Source organism: Paraburkholderia youngii (genome assembly GCF_013366925.1).
GTDB classification, from domain to species: Bacteria; Pseudomonadota; Gammaproteobacteria; order Burkholderiales; family Burkholderiaceae; genus Paraburkholderia; species Paraburkholderia youngii.
In genome coordinates, this window is the sequence record NZ_JAALDK010000002.1 from 1,330,746 (window position 1) to 1,354,374 (window position 23,629).

Below are 23,629 nucleotides of genomic sequence, written 5' to 3' on the forward strand. Positions count from 1 at the left end.
AGCGCGTGATTCGGGTCTCAGGTCGGCGCGTCGAACTTGCCGCCCACGGACGTCGTGGCGGACGCGTCGAGATTGCGCTCGGCCGCGCGCACGCGGTCGCGCATCGCGAGGATCGACTGCGGAACCACACGGCGTTCTCGCACGGTCCACGCAAGCCCAGCCAGCAATTGGATGCCGTCACGAACCAGTGTGCCTTCCCGCGCGAACACGTCGAGGGCGCGCAGCGTCGCGCTCATCGCTTCGCCCAACGGCAGACGCAGCCATGCCACCCACGCGGCATTGCGCGCGAGCATGCGTCGCCGCAACGCGCTGTCGCGCACCGGCGACGGACGATGCTGGAGCGTCAACTGCTCGCAGTAGGCGATCGCCTGTCCCGAGGCGAGCACGTCGAGGGAAACGAGTGTTTCCTCGCCGCCGATGAAAAGGCGCGGCTCATAGCCGCCGACCTCGCGAAACAGCGCTGTACGAAACACGCACGCGCCCGCCATATAGCCGATCAAAGCAGGCCCGGGCAGGCCGACACGTCCCAGCGGGCTTGCGCTCATCAACGCACAAGTTGGGTCCGTCGCGTCGTCCGCGCCCACGGCCACGCGCGCATTCAGCACGCCGACGCGTGGCCATGCGTCGAGCAATTGCACCGCGCGTTCGAGCGAGCCGGGCTCCCACCACGTGTCGTCATCGCAAAACGCTACATAGTCGGTCTCGACGCACGCGACCGCGTGGTTGCGGCCCGCCGCGCCGAGATTGCCGTTGCATTCGACGACGCGAACGCTCGGATAGCGCGCTTTGACGAGTGCGACCGTGTTGTCGGTAGAGCCGTTGTCGGCGACGATGATTGGCGGGTTTTCAGGTAACGCGAGCAGACGTTCCAGGGTGGCGAGCAATTCGCCCGCACGGTTATGCGTAAGAACGACGACCGAAATGCGCGGGTGGGCGGCTATTGTTCGCATGCTAAGCAATCGCTTCGACGGTTGGACAGCGATGGCGAAGCAAACCCCGTGCCCTGCGTCACTCGTTTTGCGGATGCCGACTCGATTCATCGCGGCTGAGCTGCCAATAGCGTTCGGCCGAAAAGAGGCTTGCCTGTCCGTCGGGACCGAACGCGCGCAATTGGCTGCGATAGGCGCCGAGTGCCGCGCGCTTCAGGCGCTCGTGTTGCGTCGTGCCGGGCACGTCCAACGTGTGCGGCGCATCAGCGGCATAGCCGCGTGTCGCGAGGTCGCATAGGCGCGCTTGCACGACGCCGGACATGCGCCGGTAGGGCACGTCCTCATAGGCGATGAAGCGCGCGGCTGGCTGACGCCGCATCAGTGCGAGACAGGCATTGGCCACCATAACGTGATCCGAATGGAAGAGGCCCAACGGCATCAGGACACGCGTGGGTTTCGCTTGAGCAACTGTCTGGCTCAACGCCGTCGTCAGCTCGTCCGCAGCGGGCGACGCATGGTATTGCGCGTCGCGAAACAGCAAATGCACGGGCATCGCCGACAGCAGCCCAAGCGCCTCCCGGTCTTCCGCCTGACGTGTGCGCATCGCTTCGAACGCGTCGGCGAAACCGGCCGCGCGGTCCCAATCGGTCGTGATGTTCTCGGCGGGCGGCGCGGTGAAAACCGTGCAAACGACCGTGCCGGGATGCGCGGCGAGCAGAAGTCCGCAACTGAGGACCGCATCGTCGAGATGCGGCGAGATGACGAGCAGGCGCTGGTTCGATTCCATACCGGCGGTGAGCAAGCTGCGTTCCGCGGTCGCGGCGCGCGACGGGGCGGCGCTGGAACAGCCCTTGCTGACCTGCGGTTCTACTACCGCCTACAACTTCAGCCATGAGCCCGCCTGCCAAACCGCCCGATCACGTCCGTACCGTCGAAGTCCGCAAAGGTCAGGTAACCGAAGCAATGTCCCGCGACGCATTTCGCGAGCGTTTCATGGCCCGCTTCTACGACCCGGCATTTCGGGCGGAAGACGAATCGCTCGCGCGGCTCGAAGCGATCGCGTGGGATGCTTACTCGCAAGGCCGCAAGGCGCCGGTCACCGAAAAGGCCGGCCCGGGATTCGCCGACCCGGACTACGACCTGTCGGTCGAATGGCGTGCCGCGAGCGAGCACGTGAAGGCGGCGCAGGCGCGACAGCGCGATCCGGCGACGCGCTCGCGCGTGCTCGTGATCAACGCGTCCTCGCGCAACGACTACACGTGCCCCGGCGAGATGTCGAAGAGCTTCCGGCTCGCGAAGATCGCGCAACAGGCGCTCGAACGCCGGACCTTCGACGTCGATTTCCTCGACCTGTCGCGCCTGAACTCCGACCGCGACCTGCACATTCATCCGTGCAAAGGCTGTGTGTCGACCGCGATGCCGCTGTGTCACTGGCCTTGCAGCTGTTATCCGAACCATTCGCTCGGGCTCGTCAACGACTGGATGAACGACATCTACGAGCGCTTTGCCGCCTGCCACGGCGTGCTGATCGTGACGCCGGTCTACTGGTATCAGGTGTCCGCGCCGCTGAAGCTGATGATGGATCGCCTCGTTTGCGCCGACGGCGGCAATCCCGATCCCACTTCGACGCACGGCAAGAAAGCGGACGAAGCGAAGCGTCTCGAACTGGCCGGCTGGGACTATCCGAAACATCTGGCTGGCCGGGCCTATGGCGTCGTCGTGCATGGCGACGTCGCCGGCATCGAGGACTCGCGCAGGGCGCTCGCCGACTGGCTCGGCTGGATGGGCTTCGTCGAAGCGGGCGCGAAGTCGCGGCTCGATCGCTTTATCGGCTATTACGAGCCTTATGCGACCAGCCATGAGGCGCTCGATCGCGACGAGGACATGCAGCAGGAAGTGGCCAACGTGGCCCAGGCCGTCGCGACCTGCGTCGAGCAGATTCGTGGCGGGCGCAAGGAACCGGACGACGGCCTTGGCACGCCGCGCGCCAAATGATCCCCAACTCAGATAAGAAAGGCGAAGCATGACGAACGACGAAGTGGCGAGCCCGCGCACGCAACGGCGCCGGCTCGGAGGATGGCTGCCGCGCGACGAAGCGCATCTCGTGCGCTACCGGACCGCGCTGGCCGCGAAAGCGCGCGAACGCGCGCGCACGGCGCCACGCACGCGTGCCGTCGCGGAACTCGCGGCGCTGATCGAAGGCGATCCGGTGCTGCGCATGGATATGACGCGGGCCATCATGCAGGCACAGCAAGCGGGCTACGTGCTCGGCTATGCAACGATCGACGAGCTGATGACGCTCGTCGATTACCTGATGACCTACGCGCCGCCGTTCAGCGAATCCGATCTGATTCATTGTCCGCTGAACGCGGTGCTCGACTGGCCGATGTGCATGCCGTCCGGCTATGCACTGTTTCGCGACCCGGCGCTCAACGCGCAGCTCAAGCACGTGCTGAATTGCTGGTGCGGCTTTCTGAGCGGTCCGCATTCACGCGAACATTTAAATACGTCGTCGCCCGACGGCTGGTTCAGCTCCGAGGCCGACAAACGGATCGGCCTCGCGCAATTCGCTTGCGATCCCGAGCAACCGTATTGGGGCTTTACGTCGTGGAACGATTTCTTCACGCGGCGCTTCCGTCCCGGCATGCGGCCCGTCGAGGAGCCGGACAACGACAAGCTGATCGTCAGCGCGTGCGAGGCGACGCCGTACAACGTGCAGCACGGCGTGAAGCTGCGCGACACGTTCTGGATCAAGTCACAGCCGTATTCGCTCGAAGACATGCTGAGCTCGCGCGAGCGCGAACTGGCGCGGCGCTTCGAGGGCGGCTCGGTGTATCAGGCCTTTCTGAGCGCGTTCAACTATCACCGCTGGCATGCGCCGGTCAGTGGCGTGATCTCGCGCGCGTACGCGGCGGACGGCAGTTACTATTCGACCGCCGATAGCGAAGGCGAAGACCCGAGCGGGCTCAACGATTCGCAGGGCTACATCACGGCGCTCGCGGCGCGCGCGGTGATCGTGATCGAATGCGACGATGCGGCGGTGGGGCAGGTGGCGTGCGTGTTCGTCGGCATGGCGGACGTGTCGTCGTGCATCATCGAGGCGTTGCCGGGTCAGCGCGTCCGAAAGGGCGATGAGTTGGGGTTTTTCCAGTACGGCGGATCGACTTGCTGCCTGGTGTTCGAGCCGGGCGTGATAGAGCGCTTCGTCGTCGAGCCGCCGTTCGGCGACAAGCAGTCGCCGATCAAGGTCAACGCGGCCGTTGCAAGGGCCGGGTCGCGCAACGCATCGCCGTCGCAAAGCAACGGCTAGACGCGCTGCGCGCCGCCGGGCGGCGGATTCAACTGCGCAGCCGCGCGAAAATGCTCAGCAAGTCTTCGAGAACCACCGGTTTTTTCAGGTGCGCGTCGAAGCCCGCATCTTCGGCTGCGCTGACGTCCGCCTGCTGCCCGAAGCCGGTGACCGCGATACAGATCACGGACTTCATCGCCGGTATGCTGCGCAACTTGCCGATGAACTCCATACCGTCCATGCCCGGCATGCCGATGTCGGACAGGATGATATCGGGCGCGTTGCCGTTGATGATCGTCAGCGCTTCCTCACCGCTCGTCGCGGTCCGCACTTCGGCGCCCTCGCTTTCCAGCAGCAGCTTGAAGGTTTCGACGGTCGCGGCGTCGTCGTCGACCATCAGGATGCGCGTGCCTTTCAGCGGCTCGCCGGTGACTTCGATCCCCGCGCTGGTGCGGGTGGCGAGCCGGTGGGTAGGCAGCGTCACCGTGAACGTTGCACCGCGGCCGACGCCGTCCGACTCCGCACGCACTGCGCCGCCGTGCAGGTTGACCAGATCGCGCACCAGCGCGAGGCCGATGCCGAGGCCCCCGCGGCGCGAGCCCGGATCGCGGCTCTGCTGGAACATCTCGAAGATATGCGGCAGCAGCGAGGCCTCGATGCCGATGCCGGTATCGCTGACGCGCAGCACGGCTTCGGCGTGGTCATTGACCTGCAACGACACCTGGATCGAGCCGCGCTGCGTGAACTTCAGCGCATTACTGATCAGATTCCACACGATCTGCTCGATACGCGTCAGATCAGCATGAATGATCACGGGCGCATCGGTCACCTCGACGCTCAGTGTGATGCCGCGCTGCGCGGCATCGTCCTGCACCGCGCTGCACACGCGCTGCACGATCTCACGCATGTCGACGACGGTGCGCACGACCGACAGCTTGCCGGTGCGCACGCGCGAAATGTCGAGCAGGTCGTCGATGATTTGCGCCTGGCCGATTACGGTGCGCCGGATCGTATCGGTCGCGCGCGAGACGTTCAGGTTCTGGCGCGTTTCCGGCGCGCGCGCGATCAGTTCGGCGCTCGCTGAAATCAGGTTGAGCGGATGCTTGAGTTCGTGCGACACGACTGCGAGAAATTCATCGCGGCGCCGCTGCGCTTCGCGCTCGCTCGCGGCGCGCAGCGTTTCGACGTGGGTGCCGCGTCCCGAGGTCGGGTCGCTGGCGAACTCGCCGAGATCGCGCGTGATCTTCGCAAAACCGCTGATGCCCGGCTCATCGAGACGGGACAGCACACCGCTCGCGAAAAAGCGCGTGCCGTCCTTGCGCAGATGCCAGCTCTCCTCTTCTGCGCGGCCGTTCAGACGCGCTTCGGCGAACTCGCGTTGCGCAACGTTCGCGGCGCGGTCTTCGTCGGTGTACAGGATGTCGGCGGACTGGCCGATCATTTCGGCTTCGGAATAGCCGAAAATCCGTTCCGCGCCCGCGTTCCAGCTATTGATCACGCCGCTTTCGTCGAACGTGATGATCGCGTAGTCCTTGGTGCCCTCGGCGACGAGGCGCATGCGCCGCTCGCCTTCGCGCAGCCGGTCTTCCGCCTGACGCCGGCCGGTGATGTCGATGAACGACAGCACCGCGCCGTCGATGCGGTCTTCGGTCGTGCGGTAGGGCACGAAGCGCGCGAGATACCAGCGCCCGTCGTTGCTCTTCAGCTCGCGTTCGATCAGGCGCAGCGATTCGAATGCTTCGGCCGCGTCGTCGGCGAGCTTGTCGTATTCGAGGCGGTGGGTGATGTCGAGCAGCGAGCGCCCGATGTCCGACGGAATGATGCTGAAGACGTCGGTGGCGCGCGGCGTATAGCGCTTGATGCAAATGTTGCGGTCGACGAAGATCGTGCCGATGTCGTTCGCGGCGATCAGGTTGTGCAGGTCGTCGTTGATCTTGCCGGTTTCCTCGACCTTCGACTTCAGCTCCGCGTTGACCGTGGTCAGCTCTTCGTTGATCGATTGCAGCTCTTCCTTGCTGGTTTCGAGCTCCTCGGTCGCCGAGCGCAGTTCCTCGTTGATCGCCTGCAATTCCTCGTTCGACGCCTTCAACTCCTCCGTCGAGGTCTCCGACTGCTCGATGGTGGACTGCAGTTGCTCCTTCGTGCGTTGCAGCTCGCGTTCGAGCTGGCTGATGATCGGGTCTTTCTGCACGTCGGCCGACGCCGTTTCGGCGTTGGCCATGCTGTCTTCGACCTCGTCGAACAGCACCAGCACGAAGTCCGCGTTCGCTTCCGGGTCGTGCACCGGCCGCGCGGTCATGTTGACGAAGTACGAACGGCCATCGCGCTCGATGTGCACGCGGCGCGCTTCGACGCTGCGGTTCGTGTGCAAGGCCTGATAGATCGCGGTGCGCAGTTCGAGCCGCAGTTCCGGACGCACGGCGGCCACGATGTTATGCGACGGCTCGCCGCCCGAATATTGCAGAAAACGCCCGGCGCGATCGGACAGATGAACGATTTCGGATTCGCGGCTCACCAGCACGCTGGGCGGCGCATATTGCTCGACGAGCCGCTGATGCAGATCGCCGAACGAAAAGCGCCGGCGCCCCGGCGGCTGCACCGTAGTGACGAGGGGGCGCGAACTCATCGTGCCCGAAATCGCGATCGGCATCGGCGTGTCACCGCGCACGGCCATGTTCGCGCGATAGATGCGGTTGCGTTTGTCGACCACGGTGAACATCGAGCTCACGCTGTCGGCCGACTCCGAGCTGCCGAGGAACAGCACGCCGCCGGGCCGCAGCGCGAAGTGGAACATCTTCAGAATTTCGATCTGCGCTTCGCGGTCCAGATAGATCAGCAGATTGCGGCAGCAGATCATGTCGAGCCGCGAGAAGGGCGGGTCGCTGAGCACGTTATGGTGCGCGAACAGCATGTGTTCGCGCAGCTCCTTCTTGATCCGGAAGTGCGCGGCGTCTTTCGTGAAGAACTGGCGGATGCGCGCCGGTGTCAGGTCGGCCGAGACCGAATCCGGGTACAGGCCCACGCGCGCGAACGCAATGGCGCGCTCGTCGATGTCGGTCGCGAATACCTGGAACGACACGCCCTCGGGTGACTTCAGCGAGCGCTCCTGCAGCAGCATCGCCAGCGAATACGCCTCCTCGCCGGTCGCGCAGCCCACCGACCAGACGCGGATGCGGTCCTGTTCGCCGCGGTTTTCGAAGAGGGGGGGCAATACCTCGCGCTCGAGCACGTCGAACGCTTCCTTGTCGCGGAAGAAGTTGGTGACGCTGATCAGCATGTCCTGCAGCAGCGCCTGAGTTTCTTCAGGGTGCAGATGCAGATAATCGCGATATGCCTGCAGATCCGTAATGCCGTTGACCTGCAGCCGGCGTTCGATGCGGCGCAGAACCGTAGCCCGTTTGTAATGCCGGAAGTCGTGCGCGGTGCGGGTGCGCAGGATCACCATGATCTCGCGCAGGGCGCGCTCGGCCGACTCGTTGACCGTGTCTTCCTCGGGCTCGTCCGGCTGCACGGCCGGCAGATGGATTTCCCGCGCGGTGGACCACAGATCGAGCAGCCGCTGCGGCATCTCGGCCGCGGTCATCACGAAGTCGGCCATGCCGGTCGCGATCGCGCTGCGCGGCATGCTGTCGTATTCCGCTTCGGAAGGGTCCTGCGCGAGCGTGATGCCGCCCATTTCCTTGATGCGCGACAGGCCGACCGAGCCGTCCGAGCCCGCACCGGACATCACGATGCCGATCGCGCGTTCGCGATGCGCCTCGGCGAGCGTGCGGAAGAACAGATCGATGCTCGCGCGGCGTCCCTCTTCGGACTGCTTCTGCGTGACGCGCAGGTAGCCGTCGACCATGATCATCTCGAAGGAGGGCGCGACCAGATAAACGTGGTCCGATTCGATTTGCGTGGGGCCCGTGACCTGCTGCACCGGCATGCTGGTGACCTTTTGCAGCAGCGAGGCCAGATTGCTTTCGTGGTCCGGCGACAGGTGAACGACCACGACGAAGGCCATCGACGTGTGCGCGGGCAGCGCCTCGAAGAATTCCGTCAGCGCGTTAAGCCCTCCTGCCGATGCGCCGATACCGACGATCGGATAGAGTGCCTGGCTAGGCAGAGTTTGCCCTCGCTTCTTTGACATGGCTGCGTGTCCCTTCTTGGAAAAGGATAGTGTTCAGCGGTGGATTTTTATAGGGCCGCGAGCCCATTTCTTGCTCGGCCCGGATCGTTATTATCCCGCATTGCACTCATTTTTCCAGCAGCATGGACTGCAACAGTTCGGCCGCGTGGCCCGCGCGCCGGGCATTGTCCTCCTCGCGTCGTTGCGCGGCGGTGTCCCCTATCGCCGCGAAGTGTTCGCCGAGCTCGCGGCTGAACATTTCGCGCTCGCGCAGCGCCCGCAGCGCATTGCGCAGAGACATCTCCGCATCGATCATGCGGCCGTCGTCGAGCGACGCGGCCGAATACGCATGGCCGGTATGGCAGCGGTAACGCATCACGCGCGAACCGATGATGCGCCACAGTGTGCCGTTGCATTCGGGGCATGTGAAAGTCGACGGCGTGGCCAGTCCCCGGATGGCGTCGAACGGCGCGGCGCCGGACAGCCACGCGCGCTGTTCGAGGACGACGCGGTCGGAGGCCTCGCGCTGCGCCGGCCCGATATTTACCGGCGGGTTGGCAATGCCGCCGGTCAGTTTTACCAGACATGGGCCCAGTTGCTGGAGCGGCAGCACGTGATCGGCGAAGGGTGTTGCATGCCGTGGCATCTCGCTCGCGAACGCGTCGTCGGGGTCCTGCACGACCGTCGTGCCGCCGCACGCCTGGATCGCTTCGAGGCCCGCGGCGCCATCGTCGAGCAGGCCGGTCAGGATCACGCCGATCGCGCGCGGTCCCATCTGCGCGGCCGCGCTGCGAAACAGCGGGTCGATCGCGGGGCGCGCGAAATTTTCCTTCGCGCCATGCAGGAGCCGCAACTGCCCATCGTCTACCACGAGGTGCCGATCGGGCGGCGCCACGTAAATTCTGCCGGGCGCGTAATGTTCGCCATCCTGCGCGTGCTTGGCGGGCAGCGGGCCGGCCTGGTTCAGAAGCGTGGGGAGCATGCTGCCGTGCGCGCCGATGTGCAGCACGACGGCGATGCTGGCGGGCATATCGACGGGAAGCTGCGAGGCAAGCGCGCGCAGCGCGTCGACACCTCCCGAGGACGTGCCGATTACGATGAAATCACGGTGGGTCAAGTGGACTCCGGGACGTGGAAGCAGGACGGGAAAGCGGGCCTTTCGTGTCAGTCAGTAATGAGCAAGCGATATGCCGTCCGGGCATTTTTATTGCGCCGTCGTCGGTGCAAGCGTCCTCGCGCCGGCACCGGTTTTCAGCCTGCGCCACAAATCGGCCAAGCTGGCCGAAAGCGCCGCCCGCCACGCACAGGCATATGATGAACGTGTAAGGACAGGCGTGCCGGACATGGCCGGCACGATATGACGTTCCTGCGCAAGCTCACACTCATGGCGACTCCGATTCAAGCTTCCGCGCCAGCGGAAAGCTGCCACGTCGTCGGCATCGGCGCATCCGCCGGCGGCATCGAAGCGATGCATTGCCTGCTTCAGGCCTTGCCCGCCGAACCTGCGCTTGCGCTCGTCGTCGTGCAACACCAGCTGCCGGGTGGATCGAACGAGCTCGTGAATCTGGTCAGCAAGTGGACGTTGCTGCCGGTCCGTGCCGCGAACAACGGCGAGCGTCCCGAGCCGAATCACGTCTACGTCGCGGGTTCCGACGACGTGCTGACCCTCGAAGGCGGGCTCTTTCGCACGCGGCCGGTCGACGGCGGCAGCCGCCGTCCCGGCATCGATACCATCGACGCATTCCTCGAAAGCCTCGCGCAAGATCGCGGCTCGCACGCGCTCGCCGCGATCCTGTGCGGCACAGGCACCGATGGCGCGGCCGGCGCGATCTGCGTGAAGCGGGCCGGCGGCGTGGTGCTCGTGCAGGACCCGGTCACCACGATGAACGACAGCATGCCGAGAGCGGTGATTTCGCGCGGTGCCGCCGACTACATCCTGCCGGTCGGCGAGATCGCGAAACAGCTGCTGCGCTGCGCGTCACCCGCCTATGTGCGGCCGGCCAACGAAGTCGCGTGGACCGGCGAGATTACGCGAACGCTCGACGAGATCGTCGGGCTGATCCGCAAGCAGGCGGGCTTCGATCTGGGTGGTTACAAGGCGACCCCGCTGCTGTGGCGCATCCAGCAGCGCATGGATTTGCGGCGTACCGAATCGTTCGGCGACTACGAGTCGCTGTTGCGCGACGACCCGGCTGAGCTCGAAGCGCTGATTCGCGGCATTCCGATTCACGTGACCGAGTTCTTCCGCGATGCGCCCGCCTGGGACGTGCTGCGGCACGAGGTCATAGAGCCGATGCTGAGCGAGCGCCGCGCGAGCGATGTCGTACGGGCCTGGACACCGGCGTGCGCGACCGGCGAAGAAGCGTATTCGGTCGCGATGCTTCTGCACGAGCATGCGGAAAAGACTGGCCGTCCCATCGATTTCCAGGTGTTCGCGACCGATGCGTCGCCGGAGATCGTCGCGCGCGCGAGCCGCGGCGCGTTTTCGGGCGACGCGCTGAAGAACGTCTCTTTGGCACGCCAGCAGAAGTTCTTCTATTCCACCGACGGCAACTGGCGCGTCAAACGCCACCTGCGCGAAAAGATGGTATTCGCGCCGCAGGACCTGCTGCTCGATCCGCCGTTCAGGAACCTGGATCTGGTCACTTGTCGCAACCTGCTGATTTATCTCGACCCCGAAGCGGTCAAGCGCGTCGTATTCCTGCTGCACAACTCGCTGAAGGTGGGCGGCTATCTGTTCCTCGGCAAGGGCGAACCGCTGTTGTCGCGGCAAGGCGGTTTCAACGTCGTGTCGAGCCGTTGGCATATTTACCGCAAGACCGGCCCCGCGAGCGACGTCGAGGTCCGCTTCCCGTTGCGTGTCGCGACAAGCTTGCGCGCGAGCGCCGTGCCTTTCATCGGTCATTCGAGCGTGCATGCGCAGCGGGATTTCCCGTCGGTGCTGATCGACGACGAGTTCCGCGTGCTGCGGGTGTATGGCGATACGGAAAAATACCTGCGCGTCCCGGCCGGCCAACCCACCGACAACCTGCTCGAACTGACGCAGCGCGAACTGGCGTCGAGCCTGAAGGCGGCCGCGAAGATAGCGCTCGAAGACGGTCAGCCGACGATCGTCAACGGCCTGCGTGAAGAAGGGAACGTCACGCACGCGTTCCAGATCCGGCTCACACCGATTCGAAGCGCGCAAAACGGCGCCGCGCCGCGGCTGCTCGCATCGTTCATTTCCCGCGCGCGCGAGATTCGGCCCGGCGCCACCGAACCCGTTGCGCTGCCGAGCCACGCTGCGGACGTCGCAGCTTCGAGCGAGTGGAGCGAAGCGATCCGCGTCTCGCGCGAGGAACTGGAGGCGTCGCGCGAAGAGTTGCAGGTGCTCAACGAGGAACTGAAAGCCGCGAACGAGCAACTCAATCTCGTCAACGACGACCTCAACCGGGCCAATGCGCGGCTCACCGGCAAGATCGCGGAGCTGGAGATGCAGAGCGGCGTACTGAGCGCCGGTGCGGTAATGGCGATGTTTCTCGACGAGGCGCTGCGCGTGCGCTGGTTCACGCCTTCGATCGGCGAGATATTTCCGCTGAAAACGGGCGACGTCGGACGCGGCATCGCCGATATTTCGCCGAAGGTCGACGACGTGAATTTCCTGCGCGACGTGCTTGCGGTGATGCAGAGCGGGACACCGCGCGAAGCCGAGGTGCGAAACGCCAGCGGGGGATGGTTCCTGCGGCGCATTCGCCCGTTTCTGTCGCAGACCGGCACGAGCGGCGTGGCCGTCACGGTCACCGACATCTCGGACCTGAAGCACGCGGAAAGAGTGCTGCGCGAAAGCGCGATGCACGATTTCATGGTGCGCTTCGCCAACGCGCTGCGCGGGCTGTCCGGATACCGCAATACCCGATCGACGGCGATCCGGATGCTGCGTCAGCAGTTCGGCGCCGCGCGCGTCAACTACTCGGAAGCGCGTGGCCCCGACGAACTGGAAATCGTCGCGACCGACGCGCTCGCGGGCACGGCCGATATGCTGGGCCGCCGCTGCGCGATCAACGACGCCGGGCCTGCGCTCACCGCCGCGCTGTTCACCGGCCGCAGCGGCTGGAGCAACGACGTGATGGCCGATCCCGCCGCTAGCGCGGCCGAGCGGCGCGCGTGCCACGCACTCGGCATCGGCGCGTGGGCCAACATGCCGTTCGTGCAGTCGGGCCGCGTGCTCGGCGCGCTGACGATGCACTTCGACACCGCGCACACGTGGGCGCCCGACGAACTGATGTTTCTCGAACTGATGGCCGAGCGCACGTGGGCCGCGGTCGGACGTGCGCGGGCCGAGGAAGACCTGCGCGCGCGCAACGAGGAACTCGAGCGGTTCAACAAGGCGGCGATCGGCCGCGAACTGCGCATGATCGATCTGAAGAACGAGGTGAACGAGTTGCGCCGGCAACTCGGTCAATCGCGTCGCTATGCGACGGAGTCCGACGATCATGACGATCGTACCAAGGCGCCCGATCGCAACTGAACGGCGATTACACCGGCGCGGGCTGACTGCCCGTCGCGCGCGGATGGTCTCGTGCGTCGCGTGCGAGCAGTGCGTCGTAGATCGTCAGGTAGTCGTCGGTCATGCGCGCGGCCGTGAAGCGGCGCTCGAACGCGTGGCGGCACACGTCGCGCCCGATGCCGTCGATGCGCGCAACGGCTTGCACGGCCGCGTCCACGTTGTCGACGATCAGGCCGCTCACGCCGTCTTCGATCAACTCCGGCACCGCGCCGCGGCGAAACGCGATCACCGGCGTACCGCACGCCATCGCCTCGATCATCACCATGCCGAACGGCTCGTCCCATTCGATCGGCAGCAGCAACGCGCATGCGTTCTCGATCAACCGCCGGCGCGCGAGGCCGCCGACTTCGCCGAGGTATTCGGTGAACGTGGTCGAGCGCCGCAACAGCGGATCGATGCGCTCGCGGAAATAGTCGCGCTCGCCGGGATGAATCTTCGCGGCGATCTTCAACGGCAAGCCGCTGCGCCGGGCGATTTCGATCGCGAGATCGGGACGTTTCTCCGGCATCATGCGGCCGAGGAAAAGCAGGTAGGAACCGGCTATCGGCTGAAACGAGAACTCGTCGAGCGGCAGGCCGTGATGGACCGTGCCCTGCCAGTTCGCCCACGGCACCGGCCGGCGCTGACTCGCGGAGATCGATACCACCGGCACGCGGGCGAATTCGCGAAACAGCGGGCCATGATCGTGCAGCAGCAGACGGCCGTGCAGCGTCGTCAGCGTACGGCACGGCAAGCGCTCGGCCCACGCGAAATGCAATGGCTCGCCGTGAAAATGAACGACGTCGAATTGATCCGAGTCGCGAATCACGCGCGCGAATTGCCGGACGTGATGCGTTTGCGTGTCCCACACGTTCGTGTCGCGCCAAAGACCGCGCGGGCAGATCGGCACGAGCCGCGCGGCGGTCGCCGAATCGGCGCTCGCATAGAGCGTCACGTCGTGGCCGCGGGCGACCAGTTCTTCAGTCAGATACGACACGACGCGTTCGGTCGCGCCGTACGCGAACGGCGGCACGCTTTCGTAAAGCGGAGCGATCTGGGCGATTCTCATCGGGCGTTGAAAAGAGGGGAGGGAGGTTGGCGCGCAACACGCCGCGCCGGACCACCAGCAGCAATCGACGTACCGCCACGCGACCGGTCACACGGTACGGCGTTTGCTCGATGCGGGCACTTGACCGATCAAAGGAACCGCCATGAACGACCGCGCAACGCAATCCGCTTCTAACGACACGAAGCCCACCGCTGCACGCGAAACCGCCAGCGCACCCGACGCGCTCGCGCTGCTCGAAGCCGATCACCGCGCCGTCGAAAAGCTGTTCGATGCGTTCGGCAAGTCGCGCGGTGACGAACGCGACACGCTCGAAGCCAAAGCCGCGCTGGCGCAGCGTGCGTGCGAAGAGCTGACGATGCATACGATCATCGAGGAAGAGCTGTTGTATCCGACCGCGCAGCAAGCACTGCCCGACGACGACAAGCTCGATGTCGATGAAGCGTATGTCGAGCATTTTCTGGTGAAGACGCTAATCGCGAAGTTCACGACGCTGAAGCCGGGCGACAAAGGCTTCGACGCGACGTTCAAGGTCATGGCCGAACTGGTGCGGCATCACGTCGAGGAAGAGGAAAGCGAGCTCTTTCCGGCCTTGCGGCGCACCGGCTGTGATCTCGGTGCGCTCGGTAAGAAGATCGCGGCGCGCAAGGAAGCGCTGCAAGCGAGGCTGGATCAGGAGGGCAGCCGGGCGGTTGGCGACAGGACCTGATTGGAACCTTAGAGCGTCGCTGCGACAGTCCCGTTCATAAGTCGACGCTTACGGACGAACGCACCCGTTTGCATGTCCATTAACATCGATTTCAGGAGGGCACAACAGGATCGCCTGATGCAGGCAGGGAGAGCCATGTCAAGGAGAAAGCTGAAACTCACGCAGTATCCGGCGGCAGCGATCGCCTCGCGCGACGACTTTTCGATCTACGTCACTGCACGACGCAGCGCCGATGGACGATTCTATGCCGATCTGCTGGTGAGCCGTAAAGTGGATGGCCGCCGTCTGTTCCCGTTCGATGGCGCGCCCGAAGTCGGTCCGTTCAACAGCATCGAGGAAGCGCGGCTCGCCGCCGAGGAGTACGGCGCGCGGATCGTCGCGGCCGACCTTGCCTGTCCCGAGGCGTAAGCGCGCGGCCTGGGTAGTGCGCGGCGACCCGCCGCGGTGACGACGGCATCCCCATCAAACGCTTGTCCCGGTTCACGACCGGCACACGGTGGAGTTGTGTGGCAGTCGCTCTCTTGCTGACGTGATGCCATCGACCCAACGCGCGCCGCGCGGAACAACCCTTGCTCGCCTTTCGCTCGCCGTCATCCGGACCCGGCGCGCGCGGCGCCGTGCCGCGGCATCGCTCACGTTCACGGAGAAACACATATGGACAAGGAACTCGAAGCCCGCATCCGCACGCGGGCGTACCAGATCTGGGAAAACGATCCGTCGCCGGAAGGGAGAGCCGACGACCATTGGGAGGAAGCGCGCCGGCAGATCGAGGCGGAAGGCGCTGCCGCGCCGCAGGAGCCGACCGATCAGTCCGCCGATCGCGACCGCGGCTCGCGCATCGTGCCCGAACAGCAACTGCAGGAAACGCCGGGCGAGGACATCGAAGCGCCGAAGCGCGCCAAACGCCCGCGCGCCGGATAAGCGGGCGCCGCGCTCTACACCGGCGCCGACGATCGCGTCGGCGCCACCGGCAGCGCGCGTTTGTGACGCGTCGCCATGTAAAAGCGCCGAATCGTCGTCAATACTTCGTCGCTGACCGGCTTGCCTTCGAGGAAGTCGTCGATGTGCTGGTAGCCGATGCCGTAGCTGTCTTCGTCCGGTTTCTGCGGCGTCAGCGATTCGAGGTCCGCCGTCGGCACCTTGTCGACGAGCCGCTCCGATGCGCCGAGCCCATGCGCGAGTGCGCGCACGCGGCGCTTCGTCAGACCCGCCAGCGGCAGGATATCGGCGCCGCCGTCGCCGAACTTCGTGAAGAAGCCCATCAGCGATTCGGCCCCATGGTCGGTGCCGATCACCACGCCGACCCGCGCGCCCGCAATCGCGTATTGCGCGATCATGCGTTGCCGCGCCTTGATGTTGCCGAGCACGAAGTCTTCATGAAAGTCGTCGACGTACTGCACGTTGCCTCGCTTGAGCGAAGACAGCATCGCGTCGGCGGGCTCCTTGATGTTGACCGTCAGCGTTTCGTCGGGGCAGATGAACGCGAGGGCGGCCGCGGCGTCCTCTTCGTCGCGTTGGCTGCCGTACGGTAGACGCACCGCGACGAAGTGCGCTTCATAGCCGGTGGCACGCAGACGTTCGACGGCAAGCTGCGCGAGGCGTCCGGCAGTCGACGAATCGACGCCGCCGCTGATGCCAAGCACATAGGTGTGCAAGCCTTGCGACGCCAGGTAGTCGCTGAGGAACGCGACACGCCGCTCGCGCTCGCGGGCCACGTCGAAATCGCGCTCGACGCCGAGTTCGTCAATCACTGCCTGCTGCCACGCGTCGGTGTCGAAGGAAGGGTGCAGATTCATCGTTCGGCCTCTCTTCAGTGGTCCCGCTCGCTGCGCGGAAGTTGATCGAAGTAATGCTCGACGCGCGACAATGCATACAGCGCGGCGGCCGAACGCACGTCGTTGCGGTCGCCCGAAAAGCGCCGCGTCTCGGCGAACGTGACGAACTGATTGCCGGGCCGTCGGAACGACCATGCGAAGCATTGCGTGCCCGGTGGCGGGCCGTCAGCGGAGCCGCCATCGGCAAGCCCCGTGTCCGATACCGCGATGTCAGCGCAGCAGCCTTCCTGACGCAGCGCACCCTCGGCCATTTCGCGCGCGACCGCTTCGCTGGTGAGCCCGTATTGCTTCATCGTGCTTTCCCGCACACCGAGAAAGCCTGCTTTGCCCGACGGCGAGTAGCTGACGAAGCCGACATCGAGACACGCGCCGCTACCCGGCACGCTAGCCAGATACGACGCGATCTGGCCGCCGGTGCAGGATTCGGCGGTCGCGAGCTTCAGACCTCGCGAGCTGAGGAAGGACACGACCTGCATGGGAACGTTCATGATTTTCGCCCTTGTTGTGCGACGGATTCGGACCGGCGTTTTGTTCGTGCAAAAGCTCAGCAAGGATCGGTCCGCGCGCGCTTCACGTTTCGCGCATCGCCATTGGTTCAAGCCGGCGGTATGCTCATTGCTGAAGCGTGGAAGAGCAGCGAACTCGCGCGCGGCCCCGTCGCGATGCGTGGCGCGCGCAGCGCTGCGCATTCGCGAGGAGGCGGCGATGGGCGATTTCGACGAAGCGCGCGCATGGATGGTCGAGCGGCAAATCGTGCAACGCGGCGTGCGCGACGACTTCGTGATCGAGGCGATGCGGCGCGTGCCACGGGAAGCGTTCGTGCCGTCCGATCTGCGCGACTTCGCGTATGACGATACGCCGCTGCCGATCGGCGGCGAACAGTCGATCTCGCAGCCGTACATCGTCGCGAAGATGCTTGCGGCCGCCGAATTGCAGCCCGGCGACCGTGTACTCGACATCGGTACGGGCTCGGGCTATGCGGCCGCGATTGCCGCGGAGATCGCGGGCCGGGTGGATTCGATCGAACGCGACGCGAGCCTCGCCGAGGGCGCGCGCGAGCGCTTGCAGCGGCTCGGCTACGAGAATGTCGAAGTGCATGTCGGCGACGGCACCGCGGGTCTTGCCGCGCATGCGCCGTATGACGCGATCATCGCGGCGGCGGGCGGGCCGCGTGTGCCGCAGGCGCTGCGCGTGCAGCTTGCGGTCGGCGGACGGCTCGTGATGCCGGTCGGCAGCAGTCCGAGCCGTCAGCGGCTCGTGAAGATCGTGCGGCGCGACGAGCACGATTACGACGAACATGCATTCGCCGACGTGCGCTTCGTGCCGCTCGTCGGTGACGACGGCTGGCCGGCGCCGGGCGGCGTGGCGCATGAGGATTCGCGGCCCACGCCTGAGCCGCTCGCGCCTGAGCCGGCCGCGCCTAAGCCGGCCGCGCCTGAGCCGGCCGCGCTCGAACTCGCGCTTCGCGACGCGGCCGAACCGTTACCCGACATCGATTCCGCGGAATTCGCGGCGTTTTTCGACCGCTTCGCCGGGCGGCGCGTCGTGCTGCTCGGCGAGGCCAGTCACGGCACGTCGGAGTTCTATCGCGCGCGGGCGGCGATCACGCGACGCCTCGTCGAGCGGCACGGCTTTTCGATGATCGCGGTCGAGGCCGACTGGCCCGATGCCGCGATCATCGACCGGCATGTGCGCGACCGGCCGATGCCCCGCGAGCGGTCTCGACCGTTTCGCCGCTTTCCGACCTGGATGTGGCGCAACACCGATTTCATGAGCTTCGTCGCGTGGCTGCGCTCGCACAATGCCCTGCACCGCGACAGCGAGACGCGCTTTTACGGGCTCGACATCTACAGCCTGTCCGAATCGATCGACGCGGTGCTGCGCTATCTGGACAGCGTCGACCCGGCCGCGGCGCGCATCGCGCGCGGGCGTTATGGGTGCCTCAGTCCGTGGCAGAAAGATCCCGCCGTGTATGGGCGCGCCGCGCTGAGCGGCGGCTACGCGCAGTGCGAAGAGCACGTGGTCGCCCAGCTCGGCGATCTCCTGAAAAGCCGGCTCGACTATGCACGGGAAGACGGCGAACGCTTCCTCGACGCGGCGCAGAATGCGCGGCTCGTGGCTGTCGCCGAGCACTACTATCGCGCGATGTATTACGGTGGACCGCAAAGCTGGAATCTGCGCGACACGCATATGTTCGACACGTTGCGTCATGCGCTCGACAGTCACGGGCCGCAGGCGCGTGTGGTCGTGTGGGCGCATAACTCGCATATCGGCGACGCGAGCGCCACGCAGATGGGCCGCGTGCAGGACGAGATCAATTTGGGGCAGCTGTGCCGCGCGCAGTTCGGTGACGCGGCGGCGCTGATCGGCTTCGGCACGCACAGCGGCACGGTCGCCGCGGCCAGCGACTGGGACGGACCGATGGAAGTGAAGACCGTGCGGCCATCGCTCGACGGCAGCGTCGAATTCAGCATGCACGCCACTGGCCTCGCACGCTTTCTGCTCGACCTGCGGCCCGGCGTGCACGACGCGCTGCGCGAACGGCTGCGCGCGTCGCTGCTAGAGCGCTTCATCGGCGTGATTTATCGTCCGGAGACCGAGCGGTATAGCCACTACGCGGAAGCGTCGCTGGCCGATCAGTTCGATGCGTTCGTGTGGTTCGATCGCACCAGCGCGGTGACCACGCTGCCCGTTTCCGCCGACGAGAAGTACCACGCGGCGGAGACTTTTCCATTCGGTGTGTGAGCGAGGAACGCGGCTTGCAACGGAGCGGACAGTGCATATCCAGCTTGTCCAAACCGGGGAGCCGCTCATGAACAAGGTTGTACAGCGCTTGACCATTGCCGCGATGTTCAGTGTTGCGAGTGACTTCGTCTGCGCGCAAGCCGTCGAGTGGACCGGGACTCGGCCGGCTGTCGCCGCGCCACCGTTGCTATTCGCGCAGGCCGGCAAAGACGCGGGCACCGAAGGCGGCGCGGGCACAGCAGGCCAGTCGGGCACGCCACCCGGCGAGTTGGCCCGCGACCAGACGAAACGCGAACAGGCGGGGCGCGCGAACCAGGCCGCGGCTCAGCACGGACAGCGCAGTCAGCAGGGCGCGAGCGCGCCCCACGGTGCCAGCCGCGCGCACTAGCGGCGACGCGGCCCGGTTACCGCCGTCGCCGCTAGCGCGCGCGATTCCGCCATGAGAGACGAACCGGTCTGGTTCCTGCTGATTGGCGCACTGCTCACGTTCATGGCGGTCGCGCGCGGGCCGATCCGCCGCTTGCCGCTGACCGGCGCGATGATCTATCTGCTGGTCGGCGTGGCGGTCGGTCCGGCCGTGTCCGGGCTCGTCGGTGTCGATCTGCTCGCCGATACCGTGCTGCTCGCGACGCTCGCCGAAGTCGGGCTCGTCGTGTCGCTGTTTTCTATCGGCATGCATCTGCGCGTGCGGCTGCGCAATCCGTTGTGGTGGTTGCCTCTGCGGCTCGGCGGGCCCGCGATGATCGTCACCGTCGCCTTGATGTTCGGCTTCACCGCCTGGCTGACCGGACGCGCGGACGGCGCGGCGTTGTTCCTCGCGGCAGCGCTCGCGCCGACCGACCCGGTGCTCGCCAACGAGTTGCGCGTGACCCAGGCCGGCGACGACGAACCCGTGCGCTTCGCTTTGTCGGGTGAAGGCGGGCTCAACGACGGCGCCGCCTATCCGTTTGCGGTGCTGGGTCTGACGCTTGCCGGCGCGAGACTGTTCGGCTCCGGCAGCGGCGTGCAATTCGCCGGCTCGGTGCTGTGGGGGATCGTCAGCGCGCTCGCGGTCGGCTGCGTATCCGCAATCGTGTTCGCGCGCGCGATCTTCTTGCTGCGCACCCGCTACGGCGAAGCGATCGGTCTCGACGGCTTTCTCGCGCTAGGGCTGATGGCGACGTCATACGGCGCGGCGCTGCTGGTGCACGCGTATGCGTTCGTGGCGGTATTCGTGGCGGGCGTCACCGTGCGTCACGAGGAATTGCGCTCGACCGGCGACAAGAATCCGTCCGAAGTGCTCGACGAAGTGCAGCACGGCGAAAAGGCCGAAGTCGCGAAAGACCCGGAAAAGGCGCATGCGGTCCTCGCCGAATCGATGATGGGCTTCACGCGCGAAATGGAGCGGCTCGCGGAGTTGTCGCTGATGTTGATCATCGGCTGCGTCGTGTCTGCGCATTGGCGCGAGATGCTCGACGTGCGCGCCGTGTTGCCCGCGGTGTTTCTGTTTTTCGTCGCACGGCCGCTGTCCGTCGTCGTCGCGATGATCGCTGCGCGCATCGACAGCAGCCAGCGGTACCTGATGGCATGGATGGGGATTCGCGGTGTCGGCGCGTTTTACTACCTGATGTTCGGCCTCGAATACGCGCGCGGCGCGATGACGCCGCTGCTGCCCGCGGTGCTCGATGCGATCGTGTTGTCGGTGCTGCTGCATGGCTCGACCGCGAACTATCTGCTGCGGCGGTATTTCGACCGGCGTCGCTGAATGAAGCGACGGGCGCGATGGCGTGCGCTAGTGGCCGCGCGCCGCTCCTTGTATCGCAATGTATCTGCGCGGCCCGCGGATACGTGCGCATACCAAACCCGCTGATCCAGACACATGCGAGATACGTCGGCGCGTTCAAATACGTCCAACGCGAGTTCGAGCCCGGATTTGCAGATATCAACATCACTGGATCAACAGGAGTAAGCCACCATGACCCGCATCGAAAACGTGCTGTACACCGGCAAGACCCATACGACCGGCGGCCGCGAAGGCGCCGCGCGCAGCTCGGACGGCCGTCTCGACATCAAGCTGTCGTCGCCCGGCACCTCGGGAGTTGGAACGAACCCCGAGCAGTTGCTGGCTGCCGGCTGGTCGGCGTGTTACATCGGTGCGCTCGGTTTGGCGGCGCGCGCGCTGCACGTGTCTTTGCCCCCCGATACGAGCGTCGATGCCGAAATCGATCTCGGCACCACCGATGGCGCCTATTTCCTTCAGGCGCGTCTGTTCGTCAGTCTTCCCGGTGTCGAGCGGGACGTGGCGGACGCGTTGATCGAGCGCGCGCATTTGACCTGCCCGTATTCAAAGGCGTTGCGCGGCAACGTGGATGTGCAGACTACGCTCGTTTGAGGGTTGGTCAGGGTAGTTTGTGGCGGGGCGGCGCCGAAGTATCGGGCGCGGCTCCGCCTTTCTGTTACGCCCCGCTTGCTATGCGGTGTCGGCTTGGAGCCGACGGCTACTCCGCAGGCGCTACGGACGCCCCGGCGATCCCATGCCGCGCGAGCGATTCCGCCACGAAGCCCGACGCTTTCACCTCTTCGACGAACGAACGCAGCGCCCGAGCCGCCGCTTCGCCGCGGCTCTTCGGTACACCCATCGCCTGCCGGATCACCATGAAGCGCTCGTCGAGCAGGCGCAGGCCGGCCGTTTGCTTCGCATCGGCTTCGAGTTGCTGCTTCACGCCTGCCGCCACTTCCAGCTGCTGTTCGATGAACGTCGGCACGACACTCGGTGAACTCGGCGCGCGGACGATCTGCGCGGCTTTCAGTTCGCGTGTGAGGAACAGATCGTACGCGCTGCCTTTGCCGACGACGACCCGGTTGTGCGCCTGATCCACATCCTGATTCGACCGCACCGGCGAGTCGTCGCGCACCAGATAGAAGCCTTCGATCAGTACATACGGGGCGGTGAATTCAATCGTTTCGCCGCGCAATGGATCGATCGCGAAGAAGCCGAAATCCGCGCGTTCCTCGCTGACGGCCTGCACCGATTTGGCGGCCGTATCGAATACCACCAGTTCCAGTTCGACGCCTAGTTTCGCGGCGAACGCGCGCGCGAGATCGATCGATACGCCGAACGGCTCGCCGGACCCGGCATGGCGATTAGCGAGGATCGGATTGCCGAGATTGATCGACGCGCGCAGCTTGCCCGTGGGCGTGAAGGCGGTGACGACGGAGGGATCGATAGTCATGGAGGTTCTCGTGGCGACCGCGTTCAGGGCGAACGGCGGTCTCAGGGTTCAAGGAGTTCGCTGATGCGGGACAGCGCGTCGAGCGTGTGCAGCAGATGCTGACGCATCGCTTCCGACGCTTCTTCGTTGCGCTCTTGCTCCAGCAGTTCGAGCAGATGCAAATGCTGCTTCGCGTGTTCGACATAGCGCTCGCGATGCTGCATCGAGCGATACGACAGCAGACGGCGCACGCGGTTCACGCGCCGGATCGTGTCGATGAAAAAGCTGTTGCCCGAAGCCTCGACGAGCGACTCGTGAAAGCGCACGCCGCGATCGTGCAACTGGTCGGCGGTATCCGTTTCGATGCCGCCCGCGAGCAGATGCTTCTCCACCTCGCGACACCGCTCCAGCACCTTGCGCTCGAGCCGGTAACCGGGCTCGAGCAGTGCCGCCGGTTCGAGCGCGAGGCGCAGCCGGTACGACTTTAGCAGGCTGTCGGGCGTGGTCAGCATTGGCGAGAACTGCCAGCCATAGCCCGGTTTGCGTTCGGCCCATCCTTCCCGCGCGATGCGGCCGAGCACCGCGGTCAGTTGCGCGCTGGTCAGTCCGTAGCGGGTGCGGATCAGTTGCTCCGAGAATTCGTCGGGCAATTCGTTTTTCAGGCGGTCGTCGGCGATCTGGAAATAGGCGCGCGTCACGACGTCGGTCTCGGCGAGGCGCAGTTCGTCGTCCACGTCCGCAAAAGATTCGGAGAGCGGCTTCGCGAGGAAGAAGCCGCGATTCTTTTCCCGCGTCAAGATGCCTTTCTCGTGCAGCAACGCGAGCGCTTCGTTCACGGGGGAACGTGAGACGCGCAGACGGTCGGCGAGCATCTGTGCGGGCAGGTGCGCGCCGGCGTCGAGTCCTTCGCTCTTGATGAGCTCGACAATCTGCTTGGCGATGGATCGATCGATCATTTGGTTTGCCTTCGGCCGCAACGTCAGCGTAGCGGCGGCGGATGGCACGTCGATTGAAAACGGCTCTGGACGGGGTGGCCGGATGTGCCGATCTGCTTCCAGCGAAATCGCGCATTAGGATGAAGCGGCCGAACGGTGTGTGAGCCTTGCATTACTCAATAGGGGCAATTCCCCGTCCGCCAGACGGTAGTCCATCGCGGCCATTTCTTGCGGTTGGTTTTAAATGGCGTACGATTAACCTCACGTTAGCAAAGCGCGTATCAATTAGTCGAT

At 65.4% G+C, this 23,629-nt stretch carries 19 protein-coding genes; 10 read left to right on the plus strand and 9 right to left on the minus strand.

Annotation, left to right across the window (positions count from 1 at the left end):
* Positions 1-17 precede the first annotated feature (17 nt).
* Together G5S42_RS37475 and G5S42_RS37480 are read right to left on the minus strand one after the other, a co-directional pair.
* Complete coding sequence (locus tag G5S42_RS37475) at positions 18-950, minus strand: glycosyltransferase family 2 protein (RefSeq protein WP_176111743.1); 933 nt, start codon at positions 948-950, stop codon at positions 18-20.
* A 58-nt stretch (positions 951-1,008) separates the two neighbouring features.
* Positions 1,009-1,716, minus strand: coding sequence for a PIG-L deacetylase family protein (locus G5S42_RS37480; protein WP_176112014.1), 708 nt, complete (start codon positions 1,714-1,716; stop codon positions 1,009-1,011).
* A gap of 176 nt (positions 1,717-1,892) precedes the next feature.
* Between G5S42_RS37480 and G5S42_RS37485 the strand changes: the two genes are divergently transcribed.
* The gene (locus G5S42_RS37485; RefSeq protein WP_176111744.1) at positions 1,893-2,924 is read left to right on the plus strand and encodes a flavodoxin family protein; all 1,032 of its coding nucleotides are present in this window, start codon (positions 1,893-1,895) and stop codon (positions 2,922-2,924) included.
* A 28-nt stretch (positions 2,925-2,952) separates the two neighbouring features.
* Entirely contained in the window at positions 2,953-4,239 is a 1,287-nt protein-coding gene (locus G5S42_RS37490; RefSeq protein ID WP_176111745.1) for a phosphatidylserine decarboxylase family protein, read from the plus strand.
* A 28-nt stretch (positions 4,240-4,267) separates the two neighbouring features.
* Here G5S42_RS37490 and G5S42_RS37495 read toward each other — a convergent pair whose 3' ends face one another.
* Complete coding sequence (locus G5S42_RS37495; RefSeq protein WP_176111746.1) at positions 4,268-8,350, minus strand: CheR family methyltransferase; 4,083 nt, start codon at positions 8,348-8,350, stop codon at positions 4,268-4,270.
* Between the two features lie 106 nt (positions 8,351-8,456).
* Positions 8,457-9,446, minus strand: coding sequence for a chemotaxis protein CheB (locus tag G5S42_RS37500; RefSeq protein ID WP_176111747.1), 990 nt, complete (start codon positions 9,444-9,446; stop codon positions 8,457-8,459).
* A gap of 267 nt (positions 9,447-9,713) precedes the next feature.
* Between G5S42_RS37500 and G5S42_RS37505 the strand changes: the two genes are divergently transcribed.
* Complete coding sequence (locus G5S42_RS37505) at positions 9,714-12,836, plus strand: CheR family methyltransferase (RefSeq protein WP_176111748.1); 3,123 nt, start codon at positions 9,714-9,716, stop codon at positions 12,834-12,836.
* 7 nt (positions 12,837-12,843) lie between these two features.
* Here G5S42_RS37505 and G5S42_RS37510 read toward each other — a convergent pair whose 3' ends face one another.
* Complete coding sequence (locus tag G5S42_RS37510; RefSeq protein ID WP_176111749.1) at positions 12,844-13,923, minus strand: glycosyltransferase family 4 protein; 1,080 nt, start codon at positions 13,921-13,923, stop codon at positions 12,844-12,846.
* A gap of 142 nt (positions 13,924-14,065) precedes the next feature.
* Between G5S42_RS37510 and G5S42_RS37515 the strand changes: the two genes are divergently transcribed.
* From G5S42_RS37515 to G5S42_RS37525, 3 genes are all read left to right on the plus strand, one after another.
* The gene (locus G5S42_RS37515) at positions 14,066-14,629 is read left to right on the plus strand and encodes a hemerythrin domain-containing protein (RefSeq protein ID WP_176111750.1); all 564 of its coding nucleotides are present in this window, start codon (positions 14,066-14,068) and stop codon (positions 14,627-14,629) included.
* 135 nt (positions 14,630-14,764) lie between these two features.
* Positions 14,765-15,037 (plus strand): DUF6723 family protein, encoded by a 273-nt coding sequence (locus G5S42_RS37520; RefSeq protein WP_176111751.1) that lies wholly within the window; start codon positions 14,765-14,767, stop codon positions 15,035-15,037.
* 246 nt (positions 15,038-15,283) lie between these two features.
* Positions 15,284-15,550: a DUF2934 domain-containing protein gene (locus G5S42_RS37525; RefSeq protein ID WP_176111752.1), complete on the plus strand. Its 267-nt coding sequence runs from the start codon at positions 15,284-15,286 to the stop codon at positions 15,548-15,550.
* Positions 15,551-15,564: 14 nt separating this feature from the next.
* Here G5S42_RS37525 and nadE read toward each other — a convergent pair whose 3' ends face one another.
* Both nadE and G5S42_RS37535 read right to left on the minus strand, forming a co-directional pair.
* A complete protein-coding gene (gene nadE, locus G5S42_RS37530; protein WP_176111753.1) occupies positions 15,565-16,425 on the minus strand; it encodes an NAD(+) synthase in 861 nt (286 codons plus the stop codon).
* Between the two features lie 14 nt (positions 16,426-16,439).
* Positions 16,440-16,952, minus strand: coding sequence for a CinA family protein (locus G5S42_RS37535; protein WP_176111754.1), 513 nt, complete (start codon positions 16,950-16,952; stop codon positions 16,440-16,442).
* Positions 16,953-17,169: 217 nt separating this feature from the next.
* Between G5S42_RS37535 and G5S42_RS37540 the strand changes: the two genes are divergently transcribed.
* The 4 genes from G5S42_RS37540 to G5S42_RS37555 all read left to right on the plus strand — a co-directional run bounded on the left by G5S42_RS37540 (position 17,170) and on the right by G5S42_RS37555 (position 21,580).
* On the plus strand, positions 17,170-19,209 hold the full coding sequence (locus tag G5S42_RS37540) for a protein-L-isoaspartate(D-aspartate) O-methyltransferase (RefSeq protein ID WP_176111755.1): 2,040 nt from the start codon (positions 17,170-17,172) through the stop codon (positions 19,207-19,209).
* Positions 19,210-19,276: 67 nt separating this feature from the next.
* The gene (locus G5S42_RS37545; protein WP_176111756.1) at positions 19,277-19,597 is read left to right on the plus strand and encodes a hypothetical protein; all 321 of its coding nucleotides are present in this window, start codon (positions 19,277-19,279) and stop codon (positions 19,595-19,597) included.
* A gap of 51 nt (positions 19,598-19,648) precedes the next feature.
* Positions 19,649-20,953 carry a cation:proton antiporter gene (locus G5S42_RS37550; RefSeq protein WP_176111757.1) on the plus strand — a complete coding sequence of 435 codons (1,305 nt, stop codon included), beginning with the start codon at positions 19,649-19,651 and terminating at the stop codon, positions 20,951-20,953.
* A 210-nt stretch (positions 20,954-21,163) separates the two neighbouring features.
* Positions 21,164-21,580, plus strand: a complete 417-nt coding sequence (locus G5S42_RS37555) for an organic hydroperoxide resistance protein (protein WP_176111758.1) — start codon at positions 21,164-21,166, stop codon at positions 21,578-21,580.
* Positions 21,581-21,686: 106 nt separating this feature from the next.
* On the opposite strand, the gene G5S42_RS37560 is transcribed toward G5S42_RS37555, so the two are convergent.
* Entirely contained in the window at positions 21,687-22,421 is a 735-nt protein-coding gene (locus G5S42_RS37560) for an ABC transporter substrate-binding protein (RefSeq protein ID WP_176111759.1), read from the minus strand.
* Positions 22,422-22,462: 41 nt separating this feature from the next.
* Entirely contained in the window at positions 22,463-23,356 is an 894-nt protein-coding gene (locus tag G5S42_RS37565) for a GntR family transcriptional regulator (RefSeq protein WP_176111760.1), read from the minus strand.
* Between the last annotated feature and the right edge of the window lie 273 nt (positions 23,357-23,629).

Coding starts and splice junctions, on each gene's coding strand:
- G5S42_RS37555 (WP_176111758.1), top strand. CDS start 21,164: ATGACCCGCATCGAAAACGTGCTGTACACCGGCAAGACCCATACGACC.
- G5S42_RS37495 (WP_176111746.1), bottom strand. CDS start 8,350: ATGTCAAAGAAGCGAGGGCAAACTCTGCCTAGCCAGGCACTCTATCCG.
- G5S42_RS37565 (WP_176111760.1), bottom strand. CDS start 23,356: ATGATCGATCGATCCATCGCCAAGCAGATTGTCGAGCTCATCAAGAGC.
- G5S42_RS37485 (WP_176111744.1), top strand. CDS start 1,893: ATGTCCCGCGACGCATTTCGCGAGCGTTTCATGGCCCGCTTCTACGAC.
- G5S42_RS37510 (WP_176111749.1), bottom strand. CDS start 13,923: ATGAGAATCGCCCAGATCGCTCCGCTTTACGAAAGCGTGCCGCCGTTC.
- G5S42_RS37550 (WP_176111757.1), top strand. CDS start 19,649: ATGAGAGACGAACCGGTCTGGTTCCTGCTGATTGGCGCACTGCTCACG.
- G5S42_RS37535 (WP_176111754.1), bottom strand. CDS start 16,952: ATGAACGTTCCCATGCAGGTCGTGTCCTTCCTCAGCTCGCGAGGTCTG.
- G5S42_RS37515 (WP_176111750.1), top strand. CDS start 14,066: ATGAACGACCGCGCAACGCAATCCGCTTCTAACGACACGAAGCCCACC.
- nadE (WP_176111753.1), bottom strand. CDS start 16,425: ATGAATCTGCACCCTTCCTTCGACACCGACGCGTGGCAGCAGGCAGTG.
- G5S42_RS37525 (WP_176111752.1), top strand. CDS start 15,284: ATGGACAAGGAACTCGAAGCCCGCATCCGCACGCGGGCGTACCAGATC.
- G5S42_RS37505 (WP_176111748.1), top strand. CDS start 9,714: ATGGCGACTCCGATTCAAGCTTCCGCGCCAGCGGAAAGCTGCCACGTC.
- G5S42_RS37540 (WP_176111755.1), top strand. CDS start 17,170: ATGGGCGATTTCGACGAAGCGCGCGCATGGATGGTCGAGCGGCAAATC.
- G5S42_RS37520 (WP_176111751.1), top strand. CDS start 14,765: ATGTCAAGGAGAAAGCTGAAACTCACGCAGTATCCGGCGGCAGCGATC.
- G5S42_RS37560 (WP_176111759.1), bottom strand. CDS start 22,421: ATGACTATCGATCCCTCCGTCGTCACCGCCTTCACGCCCACGGGCAAG.
- G5S42_RS37475 (WP_176111743.1), bottom strand. CDS start 950: ATGCGAACAATAGCCGCCCACCCGCGCATTTCGGTCGTCGTTCTTACG.
- G5S42_RS37545 (WP_176111756.1), top strand. CDS start 19,277: ATGAACAAGGTTGTACAGCGCTTGACCATTGCCGCGATGTTCAGTGTT.
- G5S42_RS37480 (WP_176112014.1), bottom strand. CDS start 1,716: ATGGAATCGAACCAGCGCCTGCTCGTCATCTCGCCGCATCTCGACGAT.
- G5S42_RS37490 (WP_176111745.1), top strand. CDS start 2,953: ATGACGAACGACGAAGTGGCGAGCCCGCGCACGCAACGGCGCCGGCTC.